9 protein-coding genes and 1 pseudogene are annotated in these 13799 nt (G+C 56.5%); 7 read left to right on the top strand and 3 right to left on the bottom strand.

What is annotated here, in order from left to right:
* Positions 1-251 precede the first annotated feature (251 nt).
* Positions 252-530 (bottom strand): hypothetical protein, encoded by a 279-nt coding sequence (locus tag FHW77_RS26375; protein WP_182591096.1) that lies wholly within the window; start codon positions 528-530, stop codon positions 252-254.
* Between the two features lie 394 nt (positions 531-924).
* Here FHW77_RS26375 and FHW77_RS26370 point away from each other — a divergent pair, with 394 nt between their 5' ends.
* Positions 925-1725 carry a hypothetical protein gene (locus FHW77_RS26370; protein ID WP_353619002.1) on the top strand — a complete coding sequence of 267 codons (801 nt, stop codon included), beginning with the start codon at positions 925-927 and terminating at the stop codon, positions 1723-1725.
* Between the two features lie 40 nt (positions 1726-1765).
* Here the strand turns inward: FHW77_RS26370 and FHW77_RS26365 are convergent, their stop codons facing one another.
* Positions 1766-3700: a DKNYY domain-containing protein gene (locus tag FHW77_RS26365; RefSeq protein WP_286086175.1), complete on the bottom strand. Its 1935-nt coding sequence runs from the start codon at positions 3698-3700 to the stop codon at positions 1766-1768.
* A 197-nt stretch (positions 3701-3897) separates the two neighbouring features.
* Positions 3898-5055 (bottom strand): hypothetical protein, encoded by a 1158-nt coding sequence (locus FHW77_RS26360; protein WP_286086174.1) that lies wholly within the window; start codon positions 5053-5055, stop codon positions 3898-3900.
* A gap of 547 nt (positions 5056-5602) precedes the next feature.
* Between FHW77_RS26360 and FHW77_RS26355 the strand changes: the two genes are divergently transcribed.
* The 6 genes and pseudogenes from FHW77_RS26355 (at position 5603) to FHW77_RS27025 (ending at position 13775) form a co-directional block, all read left to right on the top strand.
* On the top strand, positions 5603-8005 hold the full coding sequence (locus FHW77_RS26355) for a glucan 1,4-alpha-glucosidase (RefSeq protein WP_182591093.1): 2403 nt from the start codon (positions 5603-5605) through the stop codon (positions 8003-8005).
* Positions 8006-8041: 36 nt separating this feature from the next.
* The gene (gene gnd / locus FHW77_RS26350; protein ID WP_182591092.1) at positions 8042-9046 is read left to right on the top strand and encodes a phosphogluconate dehydrogenase (NAD(+)-dependent, decarboxylating); all 1005 of its coding nucleotides are present in this window, start codon (positions 8042-8044) and stop codon (positions 9044-9046) included.
* Positions 9043-10428, top strand: a complete 1386-nt coding sequence (zwf, locus tag FHW77_RS26345) for a glucose-6-phosphate dehydrogenase (RefSeq protein ID WP_173615047.1) — start codon at positions 9043-9045, stop codon at positions 10426-10428. The genes gnd and zwf overlap by 4 nt, the downstream gene beginning before the upstream one ends.
* Before the next feature lie 31 nt (positions 10429-10459).
* Positions 10460-11129: pseudogene (locus tag FHW77_RS26340) on the top strand (ROK family protein).
* 722 nt (positions 11130-11851) lie between these two features.
* Positions 11852-12976, top strand: a complete 1125-nt coding sequence (locus FHW77_RS26335; RefSeq protein ID WP_182591091.1) for a hypothetical protein — start codon at positions 11852-11854, stop codon at positions 12974-12976.
* A gap of 325 nt (positions 12977-13301) precedes the next feature.
* A complete protein-coding gene (locus tag FHW77_RS27025; RefSeq protein WP_353619001.1) occupies positions 13302-13775 on the top strand; it encodes a transposase in 474 nt (157 codons plus the stop codon).
* The last annotated feature ends 24 nt before the right edge of the window (positions 13776-13799 follow it).

Here is a 13799-nt window from a genome sequence, read left to right as displayed (position 1 = left end):
GCTCCGCACCACACCCCGCCGCTACCGCCCCGAATACAGCAACCCAAAACCGCTGGAGCGAACTCAAAACTGGATAAAACTTGGGGGCAAGGTCACTCGGCCTAAACTGGATGACTAAGATCGCTATTGCCTCCTACCGCTTGCCGAACAAAATCGCATTGTCTTGGCCCCGGTGAGGCGCGGCAGGGGGCTTGCCGAAACCAGTCTGGTCGACAAGCGATGCCAAGGGCAACCTAAGCCTGGCGTTTCAGTTAAAGCAAAGAGACTAGCATCATAGCCCAAACAAAGACGAGCATCGCGATGCAGACCGGGCGGAACAGGTAAAATCGCTGCCAGTTCGTGAGGCGGAGGTCGTTGTAGTGCATGGATCTGTCAAGTTTGACGTGATCCATGTTGCTGTCGACAGAGAAATCACCACCATTCTTCTTGTAGAAGTTACGCTCCCGAATCTGCGCGACAATCTGTTGTACAGTCAGAAGGCTAACCGCGATCAGAGCCGCAGCAAAAATGACGATCTCAAGTGCCAGCAAGCGTTTCTCCTATGCGATCAGTTGAAACGGCGACGTATCCGGGTTTGAACTAAATCGTGGGACGAAGTGCCAAATCGCTTCAATGGACGCAATTGTTGTTCAAAACTACGCAATGTCGATTTTTTCGTCCAGTATCTGACAATGATGTGGCGCGATATTTCGGACAGGTGAGAGATGGAATTCCGCGAGCTCGATGCGGACACAGGATAAACTGTCATGTGACGTTGTATATGAGAGCATCAGATAGCGCCGGAAGGACGTAGCTCAGGTGGTTGTAGAGAAAGGCAAGCAGACTGTAGATCCTTCCGGGAAGGCACTTGCACCGAGGCTGTATGCGATCCTAGCACGGTCAGCGAGAACAGGTGTCATATTTCGGCGCGGCCCGAGCCGGCTGGTGCAGCTCATTCGCTGGGACCTACGCACCGACACTTTTGAACATGGCCAATGGTTGAAGGGACGGGTCTACGAGAGACGCTGCGATCTTTCTCCATCCGGAGAACTTCTGGTCTACTTCGCGGCCACAAATCGCCCGCCCTACGAGAGCTGGACGGCCATATCGAAGCCGCCATTCTTTACCGCACTGACGCTCTGGCCAAAAGGAGATGCCTGGGGAGGAGGCGGTGTTTTCGAGGACGAGAACAAACTGCTTCTCAACCATTCATTTGACGATAACCGCGTCTCGGTTGCTCCAGGTTTTCGATTGATGCGAGGCATGAAAGTGGACCCGTGCGGTATATTGTCGGGCCGTGGAGAGGACGATCCCATCAGCGGCTACATCCTTGCGCGTGACGGTTGGCGTGTGATCGAGGCCGGTGAGGGGCAAACCAATGGCCTGAAGGCCTCGACCTTTTACAGCTTCAACAAGCCGCGTGTCCTGCAGAAAACGGGTGCAAACGGCCGGAGCCTTCAGATGGTTCTTCATTCGATTGGTCGTAGTCAAAAGGCGTGGTACGGACTTGACTACCGCGTGTTTGACCGGGACGGAACATTGCTTGTCGACCTTCCGGAAACGGACTGGGCAGACTGGGATGGCGGCGATCTGGTGCTTGCACGCGGCGGGTGCCTCTATCGGCTGGCAAAAAGCGACTTCCGATCCGGTGATGTCATGCCTATTGAGTTTTCCTCGCGCCTGCATGACTTCAACGGCTCAGGTTTCTCCGCCCTGGCAGCTCCGCACGCCGCTCGTCACTACTGACGCACCCAGCCTCGCCGGGAGCTTTGATCTCAGGCATTACTCATCCACTTGTATCCTCGGGTCGTAACCGCCTTACGATTCCACCGGAAACGTGGAACTGTGTGCCGCCCACCCGGACCGAGTAGAGGTCGGTCGGCTCGACTTCGTCCGGTTCAATATCCTCAATGCGCAGCAGTGCTGTATCGGTTATCGCGTAAACATGGCGTGCGTCCACTGCGAATACACGGTTGAGGAAATGCAGACTGGCTGGATCGATTCCCGGTATCTTTTTACGATAACTGCCTCCGACCAGCATCTCGCCGTTCGCGTCAATCAGAAGCTGCTCGTGGACGCCACGTGCTGTGGCGGGGTTGACCTTGCCGGGCCGGCCGATGGGCTTCCCGCGATAAAGCAGGGTGTCGCCCATCCGTGCAAAGGAATACCCGAGCGATTCCACCGCTGCTGGATTGTCGATGCCGCGCTTGCGCACACCTTCCACGATCAGCCCTTTTGCGTCACGAGCATAGGCGCCGCCCAAAACCTCGAAGCTCGCCATGTCGACTTTGACGACAGCAAGCTCTGGTAAAGGGGCTGTACTGTCGATGTAATAGGCCTGCTGCTTGTCTTTGAACCAGGGGCCGTCGAGCTTTTCGAAGCTCGCCGGATCGGCTTTCTTAACGGGCTCCATTCCGTAACTTTCGAGGCCGGGCAAGAAGTATCGCAGTCCGTGCCGATCCTGTGCGAACACATCAACGATGTGTCGGAAGCTGCCGTGATCGAAATGATCAAGTGAGACCCATTCTGCTTCCTGCGGACGCCGTGGCCTAACCAAAATCCTGCTTCCATCGCTGTAATAGAGACCGCCGATCGGGACTGGCTCATTCCCCACAAACGCACTTGCCGCGCGGCGTGCCTTCTCCCGGTGCCACCAGCTGTCGGCGATCTCGGGATGGTTCTCGAAATAGCCACTCCAGGACTCAAATTCTGCCGAAACTGATTGAGGTTGCCCTGCATAGTACGGCCGCTCGCTGTCATAAGCGCGATACTGACCTGCTTCTGATGCGCAGACAAAACTCTCTCGGTCCGCGTCGGGAATGAGGCTCTTCTCCCAATAGACATGCTTCCTATCAGCGAAATATCTGCCTTCGTCGCCGATGGAATGGAAACTGGCCGCATCCGCGTCTTCAATCGCGACCCCGTAAGCATAGACTTTGCGACTGTCCTTTGCGTAGTGACTCTCTTCGATACGGATGCCCGGTTTCTGGCCGCTGCCGTAATAATAGCTGACGATCCCGAATGTACCCGGCTCCTCGGTGGGAAGGCGCAAGTTGGTAATGTAATAACCGGCGGCCTTGTCGACACCATAACGTTGGTTCAGAACGGTGAAGCTTTCCGGATCGGCGCCACGCGCTGTGAACCAGAAAAGCTTCGTTGGCGTCTCGCCCTGGCCGTAGACATGTCTATCGTCGCAAAACCAGCGGTCACCAAGCTGTCGAAAGGTGAAGGGGTCGACCCCGGACAACGGGACGCCCTTGCGGTCGCGGATTGGTGCGCCGTCCACATAGACCTGATGGCCATTGTGGATATAGCGGATGGTCGGAAATCGTCTTTCTCCGATGTAATGCGCGACCCAGTCAACATCGGCGAAGGGGCCGATACGAGGATTAGCTTCGACTGCCCGCCGCAAAGCCTCAAGCTCCCTGCGCATGCTGAAGGGTTCCGTTACCGGAAGGCCGATTCCGTCATTCCCCGTCAGACGCTGGAAAAGCGCCCAATCCTGTTCGGGTTCGGGAAGTCCGTCCCGCCTGAACGCGGCTGCAACCCAATTTGTATTGGCGTAATGAAGTTGGCTGTAGCGCTCTCTGAACCGGCGCCAGCGCGCGGGATCTATCTTGAGACGCTCGAATATCAGTGACGCAGCATATCCGGCCTCGGCAAAAAGAGTGGCCGCATACCAGTGGTCATAGGGTAGTGGGAAAAGTTCAGTCAGCTTCATTCCGCCCAAGTCCGCTCCGATCTGTGGTGTCAATGTCAGCCGTCGTTCCAAGCCAGTTTACCTGTCTATCTTGCGCTATTTTTTGCGGCTCAAAATACTAGAAGAAACAGGCTTTTTTACTTTAATAAAATATCCTAATTTAATGTTATTGCTTCATTTTGTGCGATTTGGTTTGTTATCTGCGCCGGACCTTATTGCTACGTTGTTACCAAGGCTTGTCGCACGATATCGTAGACAGTAAGAGCTGGAAGACGGGAAAAGAAGTTGCTGTTATCGGCGCCGGAGGACCACGCTGACCAAAGGGTGAGCACATGCAGGCGCCGATTCCGCCATATGACGGTCGCATCAATATCGCCGCTGTCCTGACCTTTTTTGTCTGTCACTGAAAACCGGAAGGTGCGTGCGGGGATTCCCTGTTTTGCAAGTAGACTGTCTTCCTCACTCGATATCAGTGCGGGTGGCCGGGCATCAGGTGTCTGCCTGACAAAGTAATCCCTCACGATCGTGGCTCCGGCCATTTCCAGGTCGGGTTTTTCCTTCATGTCCTGAACTAGCAGCCATATCAGGCCAACATCTCTTCCGCCCTTGCGCCTGATCATGTGCAACTCGGCCGGCAAAGCGCCATGAAAATCGTTGATCGGTATTTCCCACTGGTCCGGGATGCGGAGTGTGATCCTCTCGTTGCCTATCCGAACAGGAACCGATTGCAGCTCCTCCCCAAAGCTTGATTCTTCTCCATTTTCCCATGAGAGGTTGTCAATGAACGCAACGGCATGCTTGTCAGCCCGAACTACCAGATCATAAGCCGCGTCAGCATCCGCCGCGTTGCTGACATCTGCAACGAAATTTATGCCCAGCGCCTGCTTCCCGCGAGAGAAGCAATAGCTGATAAGGGCGCTATGTGGTTCGCCGCTCTGATCCTTGGTGCCCAGAAGCATAGCCTCTGTCAGGTCCGATGCAACTTTTGAGACGCGCGTCGTGTATCCAGCAGCGTCTGCCTGGTAAGTGCAGATCCGGAACGCTGCCGATGGCGCCTGCAGATTGTAGCCGACAAAGGTCGTCTCGATTTTCGGACTGGAGGAATCTGAGGTGATTTTTCCAACGACTTTCACATTACCGATTGTGCCAGGCTCCGTTGGGCTCATTGGTACGGTTTCGACCGTAGCATTCAGGGGAAGCGTCCCCTCAAGATTGAGGGCGGGTGCTGAAAAATCGAATTTTCTCGTCACCGGGACGGCATTTTGAGCGGTACTATTGTTATCCTGTGCAAATCCGGTTCCGGCGAACACCGTAACGGCGACCGAAGTTGCGACAAGCACACATGCAAAAGAACGGCATTTCTGTCCGTGTACCATCCGCTCCCCGGTCAACATCAATTATAATTCTGCTGAACCGTGCAATGAAAAGTACAGCGACACAACCTCTGAGTTTATACCGGTGAAGACTCTGATGGAAACGTCATTGGACCAAGCGCCAGACGGCTGAAATCGTGACAGCTCTCAAAAATCTCCGAGAACAGATGTCAAGGGAGTGTGATGTTCGTTTGCGCGAACATGGCGGCTATGACGTTGTCGTTGACCCGGCTTACATTCGAAAGCAACAACCGGTTAATGCGCCGCCACCGGCAGGGCATATGCATCCAGGCCATATTGCGACGCATCGATACAAAGGAATCCGCCACACGCTCGATTACCAAATCTTTAGTTGTGCGCCACTTCGCGAATACGTAGCTTAATGATGAGGCCGTATCGGATTTGAGATTAGGGACGGGAACCGCAGCCCGTCTCGCGTTTTATCCCGGAAAGACCCTTTCTCCAAGGTCGAGATCTCCGTCATGAGTTTTCAATTCGATAGTACCATTAACTTTCGCCTCCATCATCTCCCTGCCAGAGGCATGTAACGATGCGTGCCGCACTTGATTTCGCACCCGGCGCACCGGGCATTGACGCACGCTGGACGTCGAGCGCCAAGACTGGTGTGGGAACCGCACTGTCGAAAACCTCTCCAGTCTGGTTCACGCTCAGTCACGGCATCCTCAACGAGGTTTATTATCCACGTATCGATAGCGCCTGCACCCGCGATCTCGGTCTTGTGGTCACTAGAGACGACGGATATTTTTCGGAAGAGAAGCGGGACTGCATCTCCATTACCCGCCCTTTCGAGAGTGGAATTCCCGCGTTCCACATCACCAACACGGCAACAGATGGATCCTACCGGATTGAAAAACAGGTCATCACCGATCCGGCGCGGGCCTGTGTTCTTCAGCAAGTCTCCTTCTCGCCCTTGAAGGGAAAGATGGGGGATTACCGTGTAAGCCTCCTTCTGGCGCCGCATCTGGTCAACGCCGGCAATCTCAACTCCGCCTGGATAGGGGAGTATGAAGGGCGTCAGATCTTGTTCGCGACCGGTCGCTCTCGATATCTGGCGCTTATTTGCGATCTTCCCTGGCGCGCAGCAAGCGCTGGTTTCGTGGGCGTTTCCGATGGCTGGCAGCAATTGCACAGCTTCGGACGAATTATCGAGGAATACCAGCGGGCAGATGATGGCAATGTTTCGCTGGCGGCGGAAATCGATTTTAGCGAAGCTCACGATACGACGACATTGGCGCTTGGTTTCGGCCAGACCGAATATGAAGCGGCGGCGTGTGCTGTCGCAAGTCTGAAATCCGGCTTCAGACGCGCACACGACGCCTATATTGCCAACTGGCGCAGCTGGCAGGACAGTCTTCGCCCCCTCGACCGCGATACCCATCACGGCGTTAATTCCTATCGCGTGTCAACCACCGTGCTTGCCGCGCATCGTGCCGCAGACCGGCCCGGAGCCGTCGTGGCAAGCCTGTCGATCCCATGGGGGGCCTCCAAGGGCGATGACGATCTTGGCGGATATCATCTGATATGGCCGCGAGATCTGGTGGAAGCCGCCGGCGGGTTTCTGGCGGCCGGCGATCACGAGGAGGCTTTGGCCATCCTTGATTATCTGCGCCAGGTGCAGCAGCCCTCGGGGCGGTGGCCGCAAAATCTCTGGCTGGATGGCAAGCCCTATTGGCCGGGCGTTCAGATGGATCAATGCGCCTTTCCGATCCTGCTTGCGGATATGCTGCATCGGCACGGCCACCTCGACCACGCCGCAAGGGCGGATTACATGCCGATGATCCGCAGCGCCTCGGCCTATATTCTGGCAAACGGCCCGACGACCGGCGAGGACAGGTGGGAGGAGGATGCCGGCTACAGCCCGTTCACGCTTGCAGTCGAGATCGCTGCGCTGCTTGCTGCCGCTGATCTGCTGGATATGGAGGGCGACGCGGCGCAAGCCACGCATCTGCGGCAGACCGCCGATTGCTGGAACGAGCAGATCGAAAGGTGGACATTTGCTGGCGACCCAACCCTCTGCTCGGAGCTCGATATTTCCGGCCATTACATTCGCATCGCCTCTCCCGGTACCACCGATGCCGTCCAGCCCTCGGGCACCACGCCCATCCTCAACCAGACACCGGATCGCGCTTTCTTGCCAACAAGCGATGTGATCAGCCCGGATGCACTTGCGCTGGTCCGCTTTGGCCTGCGCGCACCAGATGATCCCCACATTGTCGCAACGGTGAAGGCGATCGATCATTGCCTGCGCGCCGACCTGCCGCAGGGGCCGGTCTGGTACAGATACACAGGCGACGGATATGGTGAGCACGCTGATGGAACAGCATTTGACGGCACGGGTCAGGGCAGGCCATGGCCGCTTCTGACCGGCGAGCGCGCCCATTACGAACTTGCTGCGGGTAGACGCGGGACGGCGGAAGCTTTGCTGACCACAATGGAAAAATCGGCGGGGCAGAGCGGCCTTTTCCCCGAGCAGGTCTGGGATCAACCCGATCTTCCCGACAGGGAGCTGTTCTATGGCCACCCGTCGGGCAGCGCGATGCCGCTGGTCTGGGCGCATGCAGAACATATCAAGCTTCTGCGTTCGCTCGCCGATGGTTCCGTTTTCGACATGCCGCCGCAGGGTGTGGAGCGTTACATCCGCAACAAGACGCCGTCGCATCTTCGAATCTGGTGCTTCAACAACAAGATATCAGCAATGCCCGCCGGCAAGGTTCTGCGGCTGGAACTGGCGGATGATGCCATCGTGCACTGGAGCACCGACGGCTGGGCGACGACAACAGATACAAGCACGATGGCCTCCGGTCTCGGCACGCATTTTGCGGACTTGCCCGTGCAGAATATGGGGGCCGGCGGGACGATTGTTTTCACCTTCTACTGGCGAGATGCTGGAGTGTGGGAAAACGAGAATTTTACCGTTCGTCTCGGCGAATGAACCAGCAATAGCGAATTGCACAAGAGGAGTGTCAGCATGCAGATTGGAATGGTTGGGCTTGGTCGGATGGGCGCAAACATGGTGCGCCGCCTTTTGAAACATGGGCATGATTGCGTGGTTTTCGACGTCAATCCCGACAATGTCGCGGCGTTGGTGAAGGAAGGTGCCGTGGGCGCGACCTCGCCAGACGATCTCGTTGCTAGGCTCTCACCGCCACGCGCCGTGTGGCTGATGCTGCCCGCCGCCATCACGCCGAAAATCGCGCGGGACTTTGCGGGCAAACTCCAGGCGCGCGATGCCATCATCGATGGCGGAAATTCCAACTATCGCGATGCGATTGATCTTGCGGCCGAGTTTGCGTCCCGCGGCATTGATTTCATCGATACCGGCACATCCGGTGGCGTCTGGGGGCTGGAGCGCGGTTATTCCCTGATGATCGGCGGACCGGTCGCCGCGGTCCAGCGTCTCGACCCGATCTTCGCTTCCCTTGCGCCCGGCGCAGGTCTGGGCATCGCCGCTGACCCGGTCACCGGAACAGCACCGATGGGATATCTGCACTGCGGCCCGTCGGGAGCGGGGCATTTCGTCAAGATGGTCCACAATGGCATCGAATACGGTGTCATGGCCGCCTATGCCGAAGGGCTCAACATCCTGAAAGCCGCCAATGCGGGCACGCAACATCGCGAGGCAGACGCCGAAACCGCCCCTCTCGCCCATCCGCAATATTACCAGTTCAACTTTGATCTTCCCGCTGTGACGGAGGTCTGGCGACACGGGTCTGTTATCAGCTCCTGGCTGCTGGACCTGACGGCGGAGGCGCTGAAACAGGACCCTCACCTTGACCATTATGGCGGCCGAGTGTCCGATTCCGGGGAAGGCCGCTGGACCCTTCAGGCGGCCGTCGAAACCGGCGTGCCGGCCCCCATTTTGGCATCGGCGCTTTTCGAGCGGTTTTCCTCACGCGGCGAGGCCAAGTTTGCCGGCAAGGTGCTGTCGGCCATGCGCAATGCCTTTGGTGGCCATCTGGAGAAAGCCAAATGAAGATATCAGCCACGGACAGACAGCGTTCAGACGTGCTGGTGGTGTTCGGCGCCACGGGTGATCTTGCCTATAAGATGATCTTTCCCTCTCTCTACGCCATGGTGAAACGCGGCGCGCTGCAAACGCCCGTCATCGGTGTCGCTTTCGATGATTGGCCGCGTGAGCAGTTGATAGCGCGGGCGCGGGATGCGGTCGCCAACCATGTGGACAAGATCGACGAAGCCGTCTTCGAAAAATTCGCCGCACAGTTGACCTATGTCTCCGGCGATTACCGTAACGAAGCGACATTCGAAAAGCTGCGCACGGCGCTCGGCGCGCACCAGCATCCGCTTTATTACCTCGCCATTCCGCCGTCTCTCTTCGAAACCGTGGTAACCGGCCTCAACAAGGCCGGCATCGCCGCTTCGGCAAGGCTGATGGTTGAAAAACCCTTCGGCCGTGACCTTGCCTCCGCCGAAGCGTTGAACGAAGCGCTGCACGCGGTTTTCGCAGAGGATGCCATTTTCCGGATCGACCATTTCCTTGGCAAGGAGGCCATCCAGAACCTTCTTTATTTCCGGTTTGCCAATGCCTTTCTCGAGCCCGTGTGGAACCGAGACCACGTTGAAAGCGTGCAGATCACCATGGCCGAAGATTTTGGCATCAAGGGGCGCGGCAAGTTTTATGACGAGGTCGGATGTATCCGCGATGTGATCCAGAACCACCTGATCAATGTGCTGTTGCTTCTGGCCATGGAGCCGCCGGCTACAAGCGCCTCGGATGATCTCGTCGATGAAAAAGTGCAGATACTGAAAGCCATGCCGCCGCTCACCCGTGGTGATGTGGTGCGCGGACAGTTCAGAGGCTATCTGGACGAGCCGGGTGTAGCTCCGGCCTCGAGCCGGGAAACGTTCGCCGCCGTGCGCTTTCGCGTCGCCACCTGGCGCTGGAATGGCGTGCCATTCTTTATCCGCGCCGGCAAGAACCTGCCGGCGCATGCAACCGAAGTTGTGGTCCGCTTCAAGCGGCCGCCAATTGCGCTCTTTGGCGATGTCGAGACAACCCCCGCCAATTATGTGCGATTCCGGCTGGGGCCGGATATTGCAATTGGAATTGGCGCGCGCCGCAAGGCTGCGGGCGATGGCATGCGCGGTGAGGCCGTAGAACTCGGCGCAGTCGATGACGGTATCGGTGACATGGCGCCTTATGAGCGACTGATCGGTGATGCGATGGCAGGCGAACGTCAGCTATTCACCCGTCAGGACGCGGCGGAACTGGCCTGGAAGATCGTGGAGCCTATCCTCGATGATCCCGCGGTGCCGCCTGCATACGATGTGGGAAGCTGGGGCCCGGCGGAAATGGCAGAGTTTGGGCCGCCAGGCGGGTGGGTTGATCCCGAATAGCACCCACAACACAGTCGACGAAGGCCAGGATATGGCACAGGATCAAACTGTTCTTGCAATCGATATCGGCGGCAGCCACGTGAAGATCCGCCTGACCACCGGTGGCGAAGAACGCAAGGTTGAAAGCGGAAAGACAATGACGGGACCTGAAATGGTCGCCGCGGTAACCGCCATGGCAAAGGATATGACCTACGACGTCATTGCCATGGGATATCCCGGCCCGGTCGTTCATAACAAACCGCTTCGAGAACCGGTCAATCTGGGCGAAGGCTGGGTGGGCTATGGGCGCTTTTGGTTGTCCTGTTCGCGTCGTCAACGATGCGCTCATGCAGGCGATTGGTTCTTACAAGGGCGGACGCATGTTGTTTCTGGGGCTCGGCACGGGTTTGGGCGCTGCGATGATCGTCGAGAATGTTGCCCAGCCGATGGAGATTGCCCATCTTCCTTACCGCAAAGGCAAAACCTATGAGCACTATGTCAGCGAGGCCTATAGGGAAAAGAAGGGCAACGCGAAATGGCAAAAGCGCGTACACGACGTCGTTGAACGCCTGAGCGCGGCTCTTGAACCGGATGAGGTCGTCATCGGTGGCGGCAACGTGGAAACGCTCAATAGTCTGCCGCCGAATTGCAGACGGGGAGACAATGCTCTTGCTTTTGAGGGCGGATTTCGTCTCTGGAAAGATCCAGCTCTTATCTTTTGAGAATCACGGCTGCGGTTTTGGGTTATGTTGTTTAGGGCGCGCCGCGCACATGGATAGCCTGCTGCCGCGCATCAGGAAATGCCTTTGCACCGAAGGATTGCGTTGATCGGACCATGAAGGCTAGATCGGTTGCAAGCAGGTCACGCTTATGGTGGTGATAGTTACTCGATAACCGGCAGGTGCACCGCCATGATCGGTATAGCCCAAATAGGTGCAATCGCAACGACATCCGCCGTGCTACGGAGGCAAGATCCAATGCGGGCAGACATAGAGTCCGGCATTTCTAGCTGCGCTTGGTCATGCTCTCTCTCGTATGTGGGAAACGCTGCTTTATCGTGGAAAGCCTGTGAGGAAACCCGGCAAGGTAGATCCTTCGAGTGCGCGGGGTGTGCACGACTAGCTGCTTATTGATGGAACTAGACATAGGTTGCTGCGTGGCGTCTGCTGGAAGTCAATCCCGGTATTGACCCGTATGGCCTGCGCTTTCTTAACTTTATCTTTGCTCATAATGGCAAGCGCATCTGTGGTCTCTCTTCCGACGTTTTCACGCCCTGCGATGAATTGGACTATACGCACGCAGCCGTTGATAGACCGTACGAGTTGATCGTTGGTGACGATCGGTTTACCCTCCATGAGAAGACGTTCCGCCGGGCGCCACGCCAGTCTGTGTGAATATCCAGCAATGATGTGGGCTCCAATCTTTCCGATCTCTAGGAATGCTGATGCTTTCTTTGCCAATCGTGTGCGCATTCGCTGCGCTTCTCGCACTTTTCACAACCGCCAGCGAAGCGAATGCAGCAGGTGATTGGAAAAAGCATGTCTTCGATTTCAACATGCCGAGTGTAAATTTCGAAGCAGAAGTCCCAACCGATTCCACGGTTGAAACGGTCCCAATGGAGCAGGCGGAACTCGGCTCTATCGGCAGGGTGAAAATCGTCGGAAAGGTTACGCCGGGACCCGATGGCCAGAAGGTCGAGACAACAGTTGTGGCTTACGATCTCCGTAGTCCACCCGCAGCATTGCCGATATGTAAGTATGAAGCTGAAATTTCAGGCTACACACCCGTTTCCATGTTTGCTTCCCCGGATCTGACTGAGGCAAAGGTTTTTGCAACGCAAAGCGACAACGGCAAGCCAAAAAGCGCGATCCTCAGTCACTGCTTTGCAAAGGGAAAAAATGCCCTAGCTATCCACTTCATCGTTAACGTGGCGGGGAAACCAACACCAGAGGCAGCCAAGAAAGCGCTACAGGATCTTGACTCTTATTCAATCGGGTTCCTCAAGAGTTTCCAGTTCTCCGATGGCAGACAGGCAAACTTCGGTGATGATATGCAGCTTGTTTCCCTTCGTATCGGTGAGCGCAAAATCGGACTGCAAATCCCAACGGATTGGCAAATACCGATCAACGATTTTCGAGGATCCTTGCCGGCTGAGTTACACATGATTCGTCGCAGCGGCGGGGAGGATGTCGATCTGGTTTGGCTCAGCGTGCAGGAGATGAAGGAAAAGCCGGATCTCGAAACGACAGGTGTCGCGATTATTCGAGATTACTTTGTTAAGCAAACGCAGGACGCCGAAGCACCGGTGCTGATTGGTAGTAACGAGAATCCGGTCATTTCGGAGCATATGTTCGCCAACCGCGAATTCCGTTTCTCCGTCAAAAAGCGGAACGGAGAGGATATTGGCGTTATCAACGCGACCATTGTATGGAAGGACGGGCAACTGACTGTGATCAGTCAATGGTCGATCTGGGCGGAGAGCGCCGGTCGCAACGAGTTTTTCTCTCGCCTTCCTGGTGTTACAGTATACGGCCTGGTGCGTTCTGCTTTGCTTGGGGTTGCAATATAGTCTTCAAGATTCTTCACCAAGCTAGCACTTCGCGAGCAGTCGGGTGATGAGTTCACTCACCGACTTGACGCTATCGACTGAGCAAATGCTTTTCAAATTCCCGTACAGTTGATCGGAATCCTTCCGTCCTGCCCACTGGATACAATCCCTGAATTTTGCCTTTTTTTGATCTTTAGTCAGGGGCGCCTCTATGGCGCCATTGGCATGAAGGCGTTCAACCGAAAATTGGGTTCCATCTTTTGTAAGCGGCAAGGAGACCCCATCTGGCTGGTCTGCTGCTGAGTAAGGTATTTCGGGCATACGAGTTCTTTGAATGTGAGGATCTATGTCTAGACCTGCGGCTAGCCTTGGGTTGATGCGAATGATCGAGGCGGTGCCCGATCGCCTTGACGGGTCGCCGCGACAGTTGCGGCGGTTCTGGTCCGACGAATTCAAGGCCACAGCGGTTGAGCAGGCCTGTCAGCCCGGTGTGAACATGTCTGCCGTGGCGCGGCAGATCGGTATCTTGCCGTCCCAACTCTACCGCTGGCGTAGAGAACTGTTGGGCAGTGATGGGTCTGGACTAGCAGCGGCAGTTGATCCGCAGAGCGTCGCACCTGACCCCGACCCCGTCGTCGAAATCGACATTGACGGTATCGTCGTGCGGGTCGGCCGGCATGTTGAAGAAGCGCATCTGCAGCGTGTCATCCGAGCGGTTCGCTCTCCCCGCAGGTGTAAAGGTCTTCCTGGCCAGCCATCCCATCGACTTCCGCAAAGGGCCGGACAGCCTGCTGTCGCTGGTGCGGGATGCTGGCAGTGATCCGTTCAACGGCTCGCTTTATGT

The sequence above is a fragment of the Agrobacterium sp. RC10-4-1 genome (assembly GCF_014138475.1).
Lineage (GTDB): Bacteria > Pseudomonadota > Alphaproteobacteria > Rhizobiales > Rhizobiaceae > Agrobacterium > Agrobacterium pusense.
The sequence above is the reverse complement of the archived record's forward strand: the minus strand, read 5'-3'. Positions and strand labels throughout refer to the sequence as shown.

Bases quoted from the DNA above. Each gene is read 5' to 3' on its own strand.
- FHW77_RS26365 (WP_286086175.1), bottom strand. From the start codon at position 3,700: ATGAAGCTGACTGAACTTTTCCCACTACCCTATGACCACTGGTATGCG.
- FHW77_RS26360 (WP_286086174.1), bottom strand. From the start codon at position 5,055: ATGGTACACGGACAGAAATGCCGTTCTTTTGCATGTGTGCTTGTCGCA.
- FHW77_RS26355 (WP_182591093.1), top strand. From the start codon at position 5,603: ATGCGTGCCGCACTTGATTTCGCACCCGGCGCACCGGGCATTGACGCA.
- gnd (WP_182591092.1), top strand. From the start codon at position 8,042: ATGCAGATTGGAATGGTTGGGCTTGGTCGGATGGGCGCAAACATGGTG.
- zwf (WP_173615047.1), top strand. From the start codon at position 9,043: ATGAAGATATCAGCCACGGACAGACAGCGTTCAGACGTGCTGGTGGTG.
- FHW77_RS26335 (WP_182591091.1), top strand. From the start codon at position 11,852: ATGCTTTCTTTGCCAATCGTGTGCGCATTCGCTGCGCTTCTCGCACTT.
- FHW77_RS27025 (WP_353619001.1), top strand. From the start codon at position 13,302: ATGTCTAGACCTGCGGCTAGCCTTGGGTTGATGCGAATGATCGAGGCG.